15 protein-coding genes are annotated in these 16247 nt (G+C 72.5%); 12 read left to right on the forward strand and 3 right to left on the reverse strand.

Annotated elements, in window-relative coordinates; all coding sequences use genetic code 11:
* Positions 1-125 precede the first annotated feature (125 nt).
* The 3 genes from bioB to bioD are packed head-to-tail and all read left to right on the forward strand — an operon-like array spanning position 126 to position 3409.
* Positions 126-1412, forward strand: coding sequence for a biotin synthase BioB (gene bioB / locus IOD14_RS28740; RefSeq protein ID WP_212671929.1), 1287 nt, complete (start codon positions 126-128; stop codon positions 1410-1412).
* Positions 1405-2691, forward strand: coding sequence for an adenosylmethionine--8-amino-7-oxononanoate transaminase (locus tag IOD14_RS28745; protein ID WP_123987717.1), 1287 nt, complete (start codon positions 1405-1407; stop codon positions 2689-2691). The genes bioB and IOD14_RS28745 overlap by 8 nt, the downstream gene beginning before the upstream one ends.
* Before the next feature lies 1 nt (position 2692).
* Positions 2693-3409 (forward strand): dethiobiotin synthase, encoded by a 717-nt coding sequence (gene bioD, locus IOD14_RS28750; protein ID WP_212671930.1) that lies wholly within the window; start codon positions 2693-2695, stop codon positions 3407-3409.
* Positions 3410-3426: 17 nt separating this feature from the next.
* On the opposite strand, the gene IOD14_RS28755 is transcribed toward bioD, so the two are convergent.
* Positions 3427-5622 (reverse strand): helix-turn-helix transcriptional regulator, encoded by a 2196-nt coding sequence (locus IOD14_RS28755; RefSeq protein ID WP_123992531.1) that lies wholly within the window; start codon positions 5620-5622, stop codon positions 3427-3429.
* A gap of 169 nt (positions 5623-5791) precedes the next feature.
* On the opposite strand from IOD14_RS28755, the gene IOD14_RS28760 reads away from it, so the two are divergent.
* Both IOD14_RS28760 and IOD14_RS28765 read left to right on the forward strand, forming a co-directional pair.
* A complete protein-coding gene (locus tag IOD14_RS28760; protein ID WP_212671931.1) occupies positions 5792-6478 on the forward strand; it encodes an alpha/beta fold hydrolase in 687 nt (228 codons plus the stop codon).
* 75 nt (positions 6479-6553) lie between these two features.
* Entirely contained in the window at positions 6554-7243 is a 690-nt protein-coding gene (locus IOD14_RS28765) for a class I SAM-dependent methyltransferase (RefSeq protein WP_212671932.1), read from the forward strand.
* Positions 7244-7258: 15 nt separating this feature from the next.
* On the opposite strand, the gene IOD14_RS28770 is transcribed toward IOD14_RS28765, so the two are convergent.
* Together IOD14_RS28770 and IOD14_RS28775 are read right to left on the reverse strand one after the other, a co-directional pair.
* Positions 7259-7633: a fic family toxin-antitoxin system, toxin component gene (locus IOD14_RS28770; protein WP_123987721.1), complete on the reverse strand. Its 375-nt coding sequence runs from the start codon at positions 7631-7633 to the stop codon at positions 7259-7261.
* Positions 7630-7863 carry an antitoxin gene (locus IOD14_RS28775; protein ID WP_053847655.1) on the reverse strand — a complete coding sequence of 78 codons (234 nt, stop codon included), beginning with the start codon at positions 7861-7863 and terminating at the stop codon, positions 7630-7632. Before IOD14_RS28775 ends, IOD14_RS28770 begins: the two co-directional genes overlap by 4 nt.
* 177 nt (positions 7864-8040) lie before the next feature.
* Here IOD14_RS28775 and IOD14_RS28780 point away from each other — a divergent pair, with 177 nt between their 5' ends.
* The 7 genes from IOD14_RS28780 to IOD14_RS28810 all read left to right on the forward strand — a co-directional run bounded on the left by IOD14_RS28780 (position 8041) and on the right by IOD14_RS28810 (position 16241).
* The gene (locus tag IOD14_RS28780; protein WP_212671933.1) at positions 8041-8919 is read left to right on the forward strand and encodes an ABC transporter ATP-binding protein; all 879 of its coding nucleotides are present in this window, start codon (positions 8041-8043) and stop codon (positions 8917-8919) included.
* 4 nt (positions 8920-8923) lie between these two features.
* Positions 8924-11491 carry an FtsX-like permease family protein gene (locus IOD14_RS28785; protein WP_123987723.1) on the forward strand — a complete coding sequence of 856 codons (2568 nt, stop codon included), beginning with the start codon at positions 8924-8926 and terminating at the stop codon, positions 11489-11491.
* A gap of 49 nt (positions 11492-11540) precedes the next feature.
* Positions 11541-12431: an LLM class F420-dependent oxidoreductase gene (locus tag IOD14_RS28790; protein ID WP_123987724.1), complete on the forward strand. Its 891-nt coding sequence runs from the start codon at positions 11541-11543 to the stop codon at positions 12429-12431.
* 57 nt (positions 12432-12488) lie between these two features.
* On the forward strand, positions 12489-12914 hold the full coding sequence (locus IOD14_RS28795; RefSeq protein ID WP_123987725.1) for a GNAT family N-acetyltransferase: 426 nt from the start codon (positions 12489-12491) through the stop codon (positions 12912-12914).
* A 49-nt stretch (positions 12915-12963) separates the two neighbouring features.
* Entirely contained in the window at positions 12964-14298 is a 1335-nt protein-coding gene (locus tag IOD14_RS28800; RefSeq protein ID WP_123987726.1) for a hemolysin family protein, read from the forward strand.
* An 88-nt stretch (positions 14299-14386) separates the two neighbouring features.
* A complete protein-coding gene (locus tag IOD14_RS28805; RefSeq protein ID WP_123987727.1) occupies positions 14387-15400 on the forward strand; it encodes a hemolysin family protein in 1014 nt (337 codons plus the stop codon).
* A gap of 67 nt (positions 15401-15467) precedes the next feature.
* Positions 15468-16241, forward strand: a complete 774-nt coding sequence (locus IOD14_RS28810) for an SGNH/GDSL hydrolase family protein (protein WP_123987728.1) — start codon at positions 15468-15470, stop codon at positions 16239-16241.
* The last annotated feature ends 6 nt before the right edge of the window (positions 16242-16247 follow it).

Below are 16247 nucleotides of genomic sequence, written 5' to 3' on the forward strand. Positions count from 1 at the left end.
CAACGGACAGACCCTAGCGGCAGCAAACGCTACCCACGGTGTGGCAATACCCACACGTCACAGCGGGTGTGTTGTGCGATCCCTACCTTGGCCCGGGGCGGGTCCGTAGGACAGGATCGGCTCTCATGGACCTGCTGAACACGCTGGTGGACAAGGGGCTTCGGCGCGAGCTGCCGACCCGCGAGGAGGCGCTGGCCGTACTGGCCACCTCCGACGACGACCTGCTCGACGTGGTGGCCGCGGCCGGCAAGGTGCGCCGGCACTGGTTCGGGCGCCGGGTGAAACTCAACTACCTCGTCAACCTGAAGTCGGGCCTGTGCCCCGAGGACTGCTCCTACTGCTCCCAGCGGCTCGGCGCCGACACCGGCATCCTGAAGTACACCTGGCTCAAGCCCGACCAGGCCTCCCAGGCCGCGGCGGCCGGTCTGGCCGGTGGGGCCAAGCGGGTGTGCCTGGTGGCAAGCGGTCGCGGTCCGACCGACCGTGACGTGGACCGGGTCGCGGGCACCATCAAGGCGATCAAGGAGCAGAACGAGGGCGTGGAGGTGTGCGCCTGTCTCGGTCTGCTCTCCGACGGCCAGGCGGAGCGGCTGCGCGAGGCGGGCGCCGACGCCTACAACCACAACCTGAACACGTCCGAGTCGACCTACGGCGACATCACGACCACGCACACCTACGCCGACCGGGTCGACACGGTGAACAAGGCGCACGCGGCGGGTCTGTCCGCCTGCTCGGGCCTGATCGCCGGCATGGGCGAGAGCGACGAGGACCTGGTCGACGTCGTCTACTCGCTGCGCGAGCTGGACCCGGACTCGGTCCCGGTCAACTTCCTGATCCCGGTCGAGGGCACCCCGCTGGCCAAGGAGTGGAACCTCACCCCGCAGCGCTGTCTGCGCATCCTGGCCATGGTTCGCTTCGTCTGCCCCGACGTCGAGGTCCGCATCGCGGGCGGCCGCGAGGTCCATCTGCGCACCATGCAGCCCCTCGCCCTCAACCTCGCCAACTCGATCTTCCTGGGCGACTACCTCACCACCGAGGGCCAGGCCGGCAAGGCCGACCTGGAGATGATCGCGGACGCCGGGTTCGAGGTGGAGGGCGCGGGCGAGGTGACGCTGCCGGCCCACCGGGCGGCCAACGGTGCGGGCGGCTGCGGGTCGCACGAAGGCGCCGGGTGCGGATCGCACGAGGGCGGTGGGTGCGGGTCGCACGCGGACGCCGGGTGCGGGTCGCACGAGGGCGGTGGGTGCGGGTCGCACGCGGACGCCGGGTGCGGGTCGCACGAGGGCGGTGGTGTGTGCGGTACGGCCGCTGCCGCGACGGCGCCGGCTTCGGCTTCTGCTTCCGAGCCGCGGACCGATCTGGTCGCCGTACGCCGTCGAGGTGCCGGAACGGATCTCGCGCCCAATGCCTGATCTGCCCGGCCTGCCCGTGCCGGAACTGCTGGCGCTCGACCGGCGGCACGTGTGGCATCCCTACGGTCCGATGCCCGGCCGGGTCGACCCGCTCGTCGTGGAGTCGGCGAGCGGAGTGCGGCTGCGGCTTGCCGAGGGCCCGGAGCTGGTCGACGGGATGTCGTCCTGGTGGTCGGCGATCCACGGCTACAACCACCCGGTGCTCAACGAGGCCGCGCGCGAGCAGCTCGGGCGGATGAGCCATGTGATGTTCGGCGGGCTCACCCACGAGCCCGCCGTCCGGCTCGCGAAGCTCCTTGTCGACATGTCTCCCGAGGGACTGGAGCATGTCTTCCTCGCCGACTCCGGATCGGTGTCGGTCGAGGTCGCGGTGAAGATGTGCCTGCAGTACTGGCGTTCGCTGGGCCGCCCGGGCAAGCGGCGGCTGCTGACCTGGCGCGGCGGCTACCACGGCGACACCTGGCAGCCGATGTCGGTGTGCGACCCCGAGGGGGGGATGCACGAGCTGTGGTCCGGGGTCCTGCCCCGGCAGGTGTTCGTGGACGCGCCTCCGGCCGAGTACGAGGAGTCCTACGCCGATCAGCTGCGCGCGGCGGTGGAACGGCACGCCGACGAGCTCGCCGCGGTGATCGTGGAGCCGGTGGTGCAGGGCGCGGGCGGGATGCGGTTCCACTCCCCCGCGTATCTGCGGGTGCTGCGCGAGGCGTGCGACGCGCACGACGTGCTGCTCGTGTTCGACGAGATCGCGACCGGGTTCGGCCGCACGGGCGCCCTGTTCGCGGCGGAGCACGCGGCGGTGACGCCGGACGTCATGTGCGTGGGCAAGGCGCTGACCGGCGGCTACCTGACGATGGCGGCGACCTTGTGCACGCCTCGGGTGGCCGACGGGATCTCGCGGGGCGAGGTCCCGGTGCTCGCCCACGGTCCCACCTTCATGGGCAACCCGCTGGCCGCCTCGGTGGCCTGCGCGTCGATCGGCCTGCTGCTCGGGCAGGACTGGCTCAGCGAGGTCAAGCGGATCGAGGCGGGGCTGCGGGAGGGCCTGGCGCCGGCGCGTGACCTGCCGGGTGTTCAGGACGTACGGGTTCTCGGCGCGATCGGGGTCGTGCAGCTGGACCACGAGGTCGACATGAGGGCCGCCACGGAGGCCGCCGTACGCGAGGGCGTGTGGCTGCGGCCGTTCCGCGACCTCGTCTACACGATGCCGCCGTACGTCACGGGTGACGAGGACCTTGCACGGATCGGGCGTGCGGTGTGCGCCGCCGCTTCGGAGGGATGACATGCCGGTACTGGTGATCACGGGGACGGGCACGGAGGTCGGCAAGACCGTCACCACGGCCGCCGTGGCCGCGGCCGCGCTCGCCGCCGGACGGACGGTCGCGGTCCTCAAGGCCGCGCAGACCGGCGTACGGCCGGACGAGCCCGGGGACGCCGACGAGGTGGCGCGGCTCGCGGGCGCCGTGACGAAGGCCGAACTCGCCCGCTATCCCGAGCCGTTGGCCCCGGCGACGGCCGCCCGACGGGCGGCTCTGCAGCCGGTGCGGCCCGACGAGGTCGCCGAGGCCGCCGCCAAGCTGGCCGCCGGGCACGATCTGGTGCTGGTGGAGGGCGCGGGCGGGCTGCTCGTCCGCTTCGACGAGGAGGGCGGCACGCTGGCCGACGCGGCGCGGCTGCTGCGGGCGCCGGTCCTGGTCGTGGTGTCGGCGGGCCTGGGGACGCTCAACACCACGGAGCTGACGGCCCGTGAACTCGGTCGTCGCCGACTGGAGTTGGCGGGTGTGGTGATCGGCAGCTGGCCGGACTCCCCCGATCTCGCCTCGCGTTGCAACCTGGCGGATCTGCCGGAGGTGTCCGGGGCCCCGCTGCTCGGTGCCCTGCCGGCCGGTGCGGGCCGACTCGCTCCGGCCGACTTCCGTGCCGCGGCCCCGGGTTGGCTGGCACCGCGGCTGGACGGGACGTGGGACGCGGAGGCGTTCGGGGTGCGCGAGGCTCCCTGAGAGACCCCGTTCGAGCCCTAGGGTGCCTCGTCGCTCTCCGCGATGAGCCGCACCAGTTCGATGCGGGAGCGGATGCCCAGCCGGGTGAAGACGCCCCGCAGATGATGGTCGATCGTGCGCGGGCTGAGGGCCAGGCGGGCGGCGATCTCGCGGTTGGTGGCGCCCTCGGCGACCATGCGGGCGACCAGCAGTTGCTGGGCGGTGAGGCGTGCGGTCGGGTTCACGGCGTGCGTGGGGGCGGCGGGGGCGCCCAGGGCACGGAGTTCGGCGCGGGCCCGGGCCGCGCAGTGCGGTGACCCGAACTGTTCGAAGGCCGCCAGGGCGCTGTGGAGACGGTCGCGGGCCTCGGTGCGGTGGCGCAGCCGCCGTAGCGCGCTGCCGAACAGCAGCTCAGTGCGGGCGCGTTCGAAGTCGCGGGTGCCACGCGCGTGGAGGTCGAGGGCGGTGCGGTAGTGCTCGACCGCCTCCTCGCCGGGGGCCAGCAGGGCACGGCAGCGGGCGCTCAGGGCGAGGTCGTCGGGGCTGCGTACGACCGTCGCCCAGCGGTGGTAGTCGGCGTGGGCGCCGCGGGCGATCCGGGTGTCGTCGGTGCGGACAGCCGCCTCGACGTAGTGCGGAGTGGCCAGGTGTCTGATGGCCCGGTGGCCGTGCCCCGGGCCGAATCCGGCGAGGGCCCTGAGGCGGGCCGCCGCCCCCGCGAAACGGCCTTCGGCGAGGTCGAGGAAGGCCAGCGCCCACTGGGCGAGGGCGGCGGGCAGGCCGAGGCCCCTGGCGAGGGCGTACGAGCGTGCGGCGGCGGCGCGTTCGCGGCAGACATCGGCGTCCGCCGTGATCGCCGCGAACATGGCGAGAGCAGCCTGGAGATGACAGGCGCCGTTGTCCTGTCCGGTGGCGTACGCCTGGTGCAGGGCCTCCGTCGCCGCGGCCTGTCCGGCCTGTGGGCGGCCGGTCCAGAAGTCGGCGTAGGCGCGGAACTCCATGGCCTGGGCCATGACGGCCGTCGCACCCCGGGCCCGCGCGGAGCCGGCGGCACGCAGGGTCGCGGTGGCGGCACGGGTGTGGTCGCCGAGGAGCAGCGCGGCGATGCCCGCGTGGACGAGGAGGGTGGGGTCGCCGCCGGGACCGCAGCGCCCGGCGGCCGCCTCGAGGAGGTCACGGGCGTCCTCGTAGCGTCCCTCGAAGGCCGCCGCGAGTCCGCCGAGCGTGCCGGGCGGCGCGATGCCGAGCCGTCCGGCGACCCGGGCGGCCTCCCGGCAGCGGCGCAGGTCGCCGGTGTAGACGGCGGCCTCGGTGGCGCGGGCGAGGAGGTGAGCCGCCGGGTCGAGGACGTGCGGAGTGGGCGCGGGCGACAGCTCAACGTCGTCCGGTGCCCCGCCCGCCTCTGCGGAATCGTTCCCTCTCGTAGGTCTCGCCCGGTGCGCCGCCGCACCGAGGAGCGCGTCGAACGCCTCCGTCGCATTGCCCGCGCGCAGCGCGAACAGGCCCGACAGGACGTCGTCGGCCGCTCCGTCGGCCGCGAGGCGGCGGGCCCGGTCGCCGTCGCCGGCCTGCCACGCGTCCGCGGCTGCACGTGTCACCAGACGTGAGCGTTCCGCCGGATCCGGACAGAGCGCGGCGGCCCGCTCCAGCAGAGTCCGCGCCAGGGCGAGGTGTCCGGAGCGCCGGGCCGTGTCCGCGGAGCCGCGGAGCTCGGCCGCGAGCCGTCCGCTCGGGCCGAGGGCGCCCGCGCCCCGGTGCCAGGACCGGCGGGGCGTCTCTCCGACGCCGTGCAGCACACCGGCCAGCAGACGGTGGACGCCACGGCGGTCGGCCGGGGTGCCGGACTCGTACGCGGCGATCCTCGTCCAGGCGTCCCGGAAGACGACTCCGCCCGCCCCCGAGTGCGCCACGCCCACCGCCTCCGCGGTCTCCAGCGGGCGGGTGTCGAGGCGGGCGGCGGTGACGGCACGGAGGAAGGCGTGGGTGGCGACCGGGTACTGGTCGGCCGCCGCGAGCAGCAGGAGCAGACGGGTGTCGTCGGGCAGGGCCCTGATCTCCGCGCGTAGCGCGCGCAGCAGTCCGGGGGCGAGGTCGGCGGGCTCGGTGGGGAGCGGGTCCAGGCCGGCCGACTGACGGTCGCTCAGCAGCGTCACGAGTTCGGCGGCGGCGCGCGGATCGCCGTGAACGGAATACAGCAGCCGGACCCTGACTCCCTCGGGGAGCGCCGAGATCACGCGCCGCGGTGGCGAAGTGCGGGTCTGATGCGGAGGGTTCACCGGAGTCACCACACAACTCACGTTACTGGCGAGTTAATTGACCCGTAAAGACCGGCGATTTCGCCGATGCGGCGCGCGTGGACCCCACTCGACACTCCTGACAACCCCACCCGTTTCAGGAGGCATCATGCAGCGCTTCGGGCGTCGCATCGCCGCGGCCGCCACGGCCGTGGTCACTTCTCTCCTTCTGTCACTCTCCTTCGCCGAGGCCCCCGCTCACGCGGCGGCCCACGACCCGATCGTCTTCGTGCACGGCATCAGCAGTGACGCGAGCAGCTGGGACGACTGGATCGCCGACTTCAAGGCGGACGGCTACACCGCGTCCGAGCTGGACGCCTGGTCGTACAGCTGGTCCCAGTCGAACGTGACCACCGCCCAGCAGCTGGCCACCGAGGTCCAGCGGGTCCTGAAGGCGACCGGCGCCTCGAAGGTCGACCTGGTCACCCACTCGATGGGCGCGCTCAGCGCCCGCTACTACCTGAAGAACCTCGGCGGCACGGCGTACGTGGACGACTTCGTCTCGGCCGCCGGCGTCAACCACGGGACCACGACGGCCTCCTGGTGCTCGTGGCTGTACACCTCGTGCGCGCAGATGTACACCGGCAGCTCCTTCCTGACCGCTCTCAACTCCGGTGACGAGACGCCGGGCAGCGTGGCCTACGCCAGTTACTGGTCCAACTGCGACGACGCCCTGACCCCGGACACCACGGCGATCCTGAACGGCGCGACGAACGTCGAGGTCGGATGCATCTCGCACACCGACATGAACAACGACCACGGCGTCTACGAGCAGGTGCGCGACTTCGTGCGGTAGCCGTCCGCGGGGGTGCGACGGGGTCCCGCGGGGGACAATCGTGGTGAGGCCAGTCCTGTCCTGAGGGAGGCTGCCATGGCGCCGCGGTCCGCCGGTTCCGGCAAGGTGTCCCGGGATCCCGTCCACCATCCGCTGTTCGCCCGGTACTACGCGCGGGCCAGCGTCACCGCCGAGACCAGGTGGGGCATGGCCCGGGTGCGCGAGCGGCTGCTCGCCGGGCTGTCCGGGCGGGTGCTCGAGATCGGCGCGGGCAACGGCCTGAACTTCGCGCACTATCCCGGCACCGTCTCCGAGGTCGTGGCGATCGAACCGGAGCGCCGGCTGCGGCAGTTGGCGGTGGAGGCCGCCCTGCGCTCGGAGGTGCCGGTCGACGTGGCGCCCGGGGCGGCGGAGGCCCTGCCCGTCAAGAGCGAGGCCTTCGACGCCGTGGTGATCTCGCTGGTGCTGTGCAGTGTGCGCGATGTGCCGCGCGCGCTCGGCGAGATGCGGCGGGTCCTGCGACCCGGCGGGGTGGTGCGGTTCTTCGAGCACGGCAGGGGCGGCGGCCCGGCGATGCGCGTGACCCAGCGCGCCCTGGACCGCACGGTGTGGCCCCCGCTGAGCGGCGGCTGCCATCTGGCCCGCGACCCGGTCGGGGCGCTGCGGGAGGCCGGGTTCGAACTCGGCCCCTACCGGCGGGTGTCCATGCCGGAGAAGGGGCCGGCGATGCCCACTTCGTTCTGTGTGCTCGGCACCGCCTGGCGGCCGCCGACGGAGGATCGCTGATCGCCGGAGGGCCGATCAGAGGGTCCACCTCTGCAGTTCGCGCGCGATGTCGTACACGGAGGCGTCGCCCTTCTTGGCCACCTTGGCGAGGTCACGGACGAGTTCGGGCGAGGTGACGACCCGCAGTCCGCTCGCGACGAGATAGGCGTACCCGACCGCGCAGGCGAAGAGTGCGTTGGTGCGCTCCAACGCCGGGACATGGATGAGCAGTTGCAACAGCGCGGCGGCACGCATGTGGGGGCTGTCGTAGACCGGGATGTCGAAGATCTCGGCCTGGTGCCGGGCCACGGCGGCGACCAGGGCGCCCCAGTCGGTGACCTGGGGATCGCCCGGGGTCTTCTGCTCGGCGAGCATCAGCAGCCAGGCGAGATCGATGTGCAGATCGCTCAACGACCCTCGTGTTCCTTGCTCTCCTTGCCGAACTCCTCCGCGAACACGGATTCGTACTGCTTCATGAAATCGGCCGCGGCCTCCACGAAGGCCTGACCCGCCTCGCCGGTGTCCTTCATGACCAGTTCCTCGATGTAGCGGTTCACGCTCACGCCTCGGGCGAGGGCACGTTCACGGGCGGCGCGGGCGGTGCCCTCGTCCACCCGCACGTTCAACTGAGTCTTCGCCATACCTCGAAGCTAGCGCCGATCCGCTAGCACCCGCAAGGGGTGCCCCGGGAGCAGGGAGGCGCCCCGGGAGCAGGAGGGTGCCCCTTACACGGGTATCAGGGGCCCGACCTGGGGCGGAGGACGCCTCGGCCGCACGGGGGATATCGAGTGTGGGGCGGATCACACTACCCTCGCCCCATGGCAACTGCTGCGGACGCCCTCGACCCCGCTCCGACCGACGCACCCGCGGCCCGCGCCCGCGGTCTGACCAAGGCGTACGGCTCGGGCGAGACGGCCGTGCTCGCGCTGGACTCGGTGGACGTGGACATCGCACGGGGCCGTTTCACCGCGGTCATGGGCCCCTCTGGCTCCGGGAAGTCCACGTTGATGCACTGCCTGGCGGGGCTCGACAGCGTGTCGGCCGGCCAGGTCTGGCTCGGGGGCACCGAGATCACCGGGCTCAAGGACCGCGAGCTGACCCGGCTGCGCCGGGACCGGATCGGGTTCATGTTCCAGTCGTTCAACCTGATCCCGACGCTCAACGCGGTGGAGAACATCACCCTGCCCATGGACATCGCGGGCAAGAAGCCCGACGAGAAGTGGCTGGACCAGGTCATCGACACCCTGGGCCTGCGGGACCGGCTCAAGCACCGGCCCGCCCAGCTCTCCGGCGGTCAGCAGCAGCGGGTCGCCTGTGCCCGTGCGCTGGCCTCCCGCCCCGAGCTGATCTTCGCCGACGAGCCGACCGGCAACCTCGACTCGCGTGCGGGCCTGGAGGTCCTCGGCTTCCTGCGCGAGGCCGTCGACCAGCTCGGCCAGACCGTTGTCATGGTCACCCACGACCCCGGCGCCGCCGCCCACTCCGACGTGGTGCTCTTCCTCGGCGACGGACGGATCGTGGACAGCATGGAGCGCCCCACGGCGGAGGCGGTGCTGGAGCGCATGAAGCGGTTCGACGGGATCCGCGGCCAGTTCGACGAGACACCTCCCGAAGAGACGTCCCTCGACAGGACGCCTCTCGAGAAACCCGACAGGACACCCCTCGAAAAAGAGGCACCCGGAGCCGGGGAGGCCTGAGCCCGTGCTGAAGGCGACGCTCCGCAGTTTCCTCGCTCACAAGGGACGGCTGCTGCTCTCCGCGCTGGCCGTGGTCCTGTCCGTGGCGTTCGTCTCGGGCAGCCTGATCTTCTCCGACACCCTGAGCCGCACCTTCGACCGGCTCTTCGCCTCGACCGCGCCCGATCTCACGATCAGTCCCAAGGAAGACCTGCGCGAGGCCATCCCGTCCGGGACGACGGCCACTCTGCCGGCCGCGCTGGCGGACCGGGTGGCCCGGGTCGACGGGGTCGCCGCCGCGCGCTTCGACGCCGAGGACGACGGCATCACCGTCGCCGACGCCGAGAACGAGTCGGTGGGCTCGACCACCGGCGCCCCCACCGTCGGCACCGACTGGAACCCGACCTCGCGCAGCCCCGTGAAGCTCACCTCCGGCCATGCCCCGCACGGGCCGGCCGAGGCACTGCTCGACTCGGAGACCGCCGACCGCAAGGACCTGCGCATCGGCGACCCGCTCACCGTGATCGCGGGACCCGGATCGTTCAAGGTGCGGATCGTCGGCATCGCCACCTTCACCACCACCAACCCCGGGGCCACGCTGCTCTTCCTGGACCCACCGACCGCGCAGACCAAGCTGCTCGGCTCCTCGAAGGCCGCCACCAGCATCTCGGTCGACGCCGCCGAGGGCGTCACCAACGACCAGCTCAAGCAGCGGGTGGCCGCCGCACTCGGCACGGGCACCTACGAGTTCCGGACCGCCGACGAGCAGGCCAAGTCGGACATCGACCAGCTCGGCGGATTCCTCGACGTCATCAAGTACGTGATGCTGGGCTTCGCCGGGATCGCCGTACTCGTGGGTGTCTTCCTGATCGTCAACACCTTCTCGATGCTGATCGCCCAACGGACCCGTGAACTGGGCCTGTTGCGGGCCCTCGGTGCCGACCGGCGCCAGGTCCGGCGCTCGGTGCTGACCGAGGCCACCCTGCTCGGCCTGGTCGGCTCCACGGTCGGACTCGGCACCGGCATCGCACTGGCCGTCGGGCTCATCGCGCTGATGAACGCCTTCGGCATGAACATCGAGACCGGCGAGATGGTCATCGGCTGGGGAACACCCGTGGCGGCGTACGTCGTCGGCGTGGGCGTCACCTTCGTCGCGGCCTATCTCCCGGCCCGGCGCGCGGCCGGCGTCTCCCCCATGGCGGCCCTCGCGGACGCCGAGATCGCCGGGATCGGACGGCCGCTCAAGGTCCGCGCGATCGTGGGCGGTGCGGTCGGGGCGGCGGGCGCGGCCGCCCTGATCGGCTGCGTGACGTCCTCCAGGACCGCCTCGGCCGCCTCGCTGCTCGGCCTCGGTGTCGTGCTGACGCTCCTGGCCACCGTGATCGCGGGACCGCTCCTGGTGCGGCCGGTGATCCGGGTGCTGGGCGGCGCCTTCCCGGCCCTGTTCGGCTCGGTCGGGCGGATGAGCCAGCGCAACGCCCTGCGCAACCCGCGCCGCACCGGCGCCACCGCGGCCGCCCTCATGGTCGGTCTCGCCCTGGTCGGCGGGATGTCCGTGGCCAGCGCCTCGATGTCCAAGTCCTTCGACGACCAGATCGACAAGACCCTCGGCGCCGACTTCGTCGTGCAGAACGGCAACTTCCTGCCGTTCCCGCAGGAGGTCACGGACGCGGTGCGCGACACCGAGGGCACCGGGCTCGCCGTACGGTCGAGGTTCGCGCCGATCGCGGTACGGCTGCCGGACGGCAAGCGCGTGGAGACCACCGCCGCGGGGTACGACCCGCAGCTCGACGAGGTCGCTCACATCACCTACGCGCAGGGCGACACCGCGGCCGCGCTGGCGTCCGGGCACCTGGCCATGGACGTGGACTTCGCGCGCGACCACGACGTGAAGCTCGGCAGCACGGTCCCCGTCGAGTTCCAGGGCGGGCGCCGGACCGAACTGACCGTGGGCGCCCTCACCGACCAGGAATCGGCGGACGGGTTCGGGACACAGGGCGGGATCTACTTCGGCCTCGGCACCCTGGAGCGGTTCGCACCGGGCGGCCAGGACTCCGCGCTGTACGTGAACGCCGCCCCCGGCACCGGTGCCGACCGGCTGCGCGCGAACCTGGAGCAGACCCTCGACCCGTATCCGCAGGTCCAGGTGCGCGACCTCGCCGACTACAAGGACCTGGTCCATGACCAGATCGCGGTCCTGCTGTACCTGGTGTACGCGCTGCTCGGGCTCGCGATCGTCATCGCGGTGCTCGGCGTGGTCAACACCCTCGCCCTGTCGGTCGTGGAACGCACCCGGGAGATCGGACTGCTGCGCGCCATCGGGCTCGCCCGGCGTCAGCTGCGCCGGATGATCCGCCTCGAGTCGGTGGTCATCGCGGTGTTCGGCGCGGTCCTGGGGCTCGCGCTCGGGCTGGTGTGGGGCGTGTGCACCCAGCAGGTCCTCGCCCTGCAGGGCATGAACGCGCTGGCGATCCCCTGGGGCACGATCGTCGCGGTCGTCGTCGGCTCGGCCGTGGTGGGCATCGTCGCGGCGCTGCTGCCGGCGTTGCGTGCCTCGCGCATGAACGTACTGGCGGCGATCGCGCACGAATGATGGAATCGCGGGGCAGAAAACTCAAGTCGCTTACCGCTGAGGAGAGTTCATGCCCCGCCCGTTCCGCTTCGCCGTCAACCTGACCGCCGCCGCCACCGACGAGGACTGGCGCGCCAAGTGCCGGCGGGCCGAGGAACTCGGTTACGACGTCATCCTGGTCCCCGACCACCTCGGCAAGATCGCGCCGTTCCCGGCGCTGGTGGCGGCGGCGGAGGTCACCGAGCGGCCGCGGCTCGGCACGTTCGTCCTCAACGCGGGGTTCTGGAATCCGACGCTGCTGGCCCGGGAGGTGGCCACGGTGGACGCGCTGACCGGCGGCCGCCTCGAACTCGGCCTGGGCACCGGCTATGTGCAGTCCGAGCACGACCGGGCCGGGCTCCCCTTCGGTTCGGCGGGCGAGCGGGTGGACCATCTGCGGCGCACGGTCGAGGAGTTGGAGCGGCTGCTGGCCTCGCCGGACCATGTGCCGCAGCCGGTGCAGCGGCCCCGGGTGCCCCTGCTGATCGGCGGCATCGGCAACCGGATGCTGAAGCTGTCCGCCGAGCACGCCGACATCGCGGCCTTCACCGGGGCGACCCTGGTGCCGGGCGACACGACCGGCAAGCTGATCCCGACCACGGCCGAGCAACTCGACGAGCGGGTCGCGCGCTATCGGCGACTGGCCGAGGGGCGCAAGGAGCCGGCCGAACTGAATCTGCTCGTCCAGATGGTCGTGGTCACCGACGACCGTGAGGCCGTGGCCACTCCGTTCCTGCACCGGGTGCCCGACCTCACCCTCCAGCAGGCGCTGGACCTGCCCATCATGCTGATCGGCACGGCCGAGGAGATCGTCGCGCAGGTGCTGGCGCAGCGCGAGCGGTACGGCTTCACGTATCTGACGGTGCTGGAGGCGTCCATGGAGGCGTTCGCGCCGGTGATGACCGCGCTGCGGGGGCGGTAGCCGTCCGGATCGTGGAATTTCCCGTCCGGGCCGGGACGGGCGTGGTGGGATCGCCGTATGACCGACCTGCGGATACGGGCCGCGACGCCCGACGACCTCGACGCCGTGCTGGCCTTCTGGAAGCGGGCCGCCGAGGGGACGAGCATCAGCGACGACCGGGACGGCGTGGAGCGGCTGGTCGCCCGCGACCCGGAGGCGCTGGTCCTCGCCGAGCTCGACGGCGAACTCGTCGGCACGGTGATCGCGGGCTTCGACGGCTGGCGGTGCCATCTGTACCGGCTCGCGGTGCACCCCGAGCGTCGGCGGCGGGGCATCGGATCGGCGCTGCTCACGGCCGCGGAGGAGCGGTTCGTGCGGCTCGGCGGGCGGCGCGGGGACGCGATGGTGCTGGTGCGCAACGAGACGGCGCAGCACGCTTGGCGTGCGGCGGGGTATGCGCCTGAGGAACACTGGCGGCGCTGGGTGAAGCCCTTCGCCGGCTAGGACGGGCGATCCTGGGGACCCTGTCCGATCATGGGACGGAGGTGACCCGATGACCGAAGTGCTCCTCCTGCTGGTGGCGATCCTGCTCTCGCTGGCCTGCGGTGCCTTCGTGGCCGCGGAGTTCTCGCTGACCACGGTCGAGCGCGGGCAGCTGGAGCGGGCGGTGGAGCGCGGTGAGCGGGGTGCGGCCGGTGCCCTGAAGGCCGTACGGAATCTGACGTTCCAGCTGTCGGGGGCGCAGCTCGGGATCACCGTCACCAACCTGGTCGTCGGCATGCTCGCCGAACCGTCGATCGCGGCGCTGATCGCGGGACCCCTGGAAGCGGTCGGGATCTCACCGTCCACGTCCCGGTCGCTGGCGCTGGTGCTGGGCACCGCGCTGTCGACGGTGTTCCTGATGGTGGTCGGCGAACTGGTCCCGAAGAACTGGGCGATCTCCTCGCCGCTGGCCATGGCCAAGCGGGTGGGCACCGCGCAGAGCTGGTTCAGCGCGGCCTTCCGCCCGTTCATCAGCCACCTGAACAACACGGCCAACCGGGTGGTGCGCCGGTTCGGCCTGGAGCCCGCCGAGGAGCTGGCCTCCGCGCGCGGGCCGCAGGAGCTGGCCGCGCTGGCCCGGCACTCCGCCCGGGCGGGCGCGCTGGAGGCGGACACCGCGGAACTGTTCGTGCGGACGCTCAACCTCGCCGACCTGACCGCGGAGAACGTGATGACCCCGCGGGTGCAGGTGATCGCCCTCGATGTCCAGGCGACCTGTGAGGACGTGGCCAACGCGACGCGTGCGACCGGGCTGTCCCGGTTCCCCGTCTACCGCGGCAGTCTCGACTCGGTCGTGGGCATCGCGCACATCAAGGACATCCTGGCGGTACCGGCCGAGCGCCGGCCCCGCGCCTCGGTCGCCGAGCTGCTGCGCGAGCCGCTGCTGGTGCCCGAGTCGCTCACCGTGGACCGGCTCCTGGACCGGCTGTCCGGCAAGCGCACGATGGCGGTCGTGATCGACGAGTACGGCGGCACGGCGGGCGTGGCCACGCTGGAGGACATCGTCGAGGAGGTCGTCGGCGAGGTCCGCGACGAGCACGACCCGCACGAGACACCCGACCTGGCCCCGGCGGGCAGCGACGAGCAGGGCAGGCAGCTCTACCGGGCCGACGGTTCGGCCCGCATGGACCAGCTCGCGCGCGTGGGGCTGCGGGCGCCCGAGGGGCCGTACGAGACGCTGGCCGGTCTGATGGCGACGGAACTCGGCCGGATCCCGGCCGTCGGCGACTCGGTGGACGTGGCCGGCTGGCGGCTCGACGTCCTGGACGCGCACGGCCGCCGGGCGGCCCGGGTGCTGCTGCACGCACCGGTGGGCGAGGCCCCGGGGCCGGAGGAGGAGTCGTGAGGGCCGCCGCGAGGACGGCCGTGTCCCGGACGGAGCGAACCGCGCGCTTCCCGGCGCGAGCCGGATCGCCCGAGAAGGGGGTCGGCCGATGACCGTCGTCCAGTTGCTGATCGGTCTGGCGAGCCTCGTCGTCAACGCCTTCTTCGTGGGGGCCGAGTTCGCGCTGATCTCGGTGCGGCGCAGTCAGATCGAGCCCTACGCCGAGCAGGGCGACCGGCGTGCGAAGGGCGTGCTGTGGGGCCTGGAGCACGTGTCCGCGCTGATGGCGGCCGCGCAGCTCGGGATCACGTTGTGCACCCTGGTCCTGGGTGTGGTCGCGGAGCCGGCGATCGCGCATCTGCTGGAGCCGGTGTTCCACGCGGTGGGCGTGCCGAAGGGCGCGGGCCATGCGGTGTCCTTCGTCATCGCGCTGACCCTGGCGACCTATCTGCACATGCTGCTCGGCGAGATGGTCCCGAAGAACGTCGCGCTCGCGGAGCCGGTGCGCAGCGCGCTGCTGCTGGGACCGCCGCTGGTGGCGCTGGCGCGCGGACTGCGCCCGGTGATCTTCGCGATCAACGCCTTCGCGAACGCCCTGCTGAAGCTGTTGCGCGTGGAGGTCAAGGACGAGGTCACGGCCTCCTTCTCGGACGCCGAGCTGGCACGGATCGTGCGGGACTCCGGCGAGGCGGGACTGATCGACGAGCGGGCGCGCGAGCGGCTGCACGACGCGCTGGAGCTGGGCCGGCGCCCCGTACGGGACGTGGTGCTGCCCCTGGAGAGCGTGGTCTACGCGCGCGTGGGCATCACGCCGGAGCAGCTGGAGGCGCTGTCGAACGAGTCCGGGTTCTCGCGGTTCCCGGTGGTGGACGAGGGACGGCGGATCGTCGGCTACCTCCACGTCAAGGACGCGCTGGACGCCTCACCGCGGGACCTGCCGTTCTCGGTGCGGGACATGCGGCCCATCGCACGGATCCGGGAGAGCACACCGCTCGACGACGTGCTCACGGCGATGCGGCGCAGCCGCACCCACCTCGCGGCGGTGATCGGCGAGGACGGCCGGCTGGCGGGGCTGGTGACCATGGAGGACGTGCTGCGGGAGCTGTTCGGCCGGCAGGTGTGACGACCGCAACCACAGGGCGGAACCCACCGACCGGCGGGTATGTGAGCGCGTTACGATTTCTCCCGCCATGCAGACGAATCCCACTTACTCCAGCCTGGTCGCGGTCGGCGACTCCTTCACCGAGGGCATGTCGGACCTGCTGCCGGACGGCTCCTACCGGGGCTGGGCCGACCTCCTGGCCGGCCGGATGGCCGCCGTGACGCCCGGCTTCCGGTACGCCAACCTCGCGGTCCGCGGCAAGCTCATCCAGCAGATCGTCGACGAGCAGGTCGACGTGGCGGCGGCGATGCAGTCGGACGTGATCACGCTGGTGGGCGGACTCAACGACACCCTGCGCCCCAAGTGCGACATGGTCCGCGTGCGCGACCTGCTGACGGAGGCCGTGGAGCGGCTCGCCCCGTCCTGCAAGCAACTGGTGCTGATGCGCAGCCCCGGCCGCCAGGGCCCGGTCCTGGAGCGTTTCCGGCCGCGCATGGAGGAGCTGTTCACGGTCGTCGACGAGCTCGCCGGACGGCACGGCGCCGTGGTCGTCGACCTGTACGGCGCCGCCTCGCTGTCCGACCCGCGGATGTGGGACGTGGACCGGCTGCACCTGACGGCCGACGGCCACCGCCGGGTCTGCGAGGCCGTGTGGCAGACCCTCGGCTACGACCCCGAGGACACGGAGTGGCGGACGCCGCTGCCGGCGACCGTGCCGCCGAGGTGGGTGGCCCGCCGGATCGCGGACGTCCGGTTCACCCGGCAGCACCTGCTGCCCTGGATCGGACGGCGCCTGACCGGCCGCTCGTCGGGTGACGGCATGCCGCCGAAGCGGCCCGACCTCTCGCCGTACGAGCACTGAGGACGC

Origin of the sequence: Streptomyces sp. A2-16 (assembly GCF_018128905.1) — a bacterium.
Classification (GTDB): domain Bacteria; phylum Actinomycetota; class Actinomycetes; order Streptomycetales; family Streptomycetaceae; genus Streptomyces.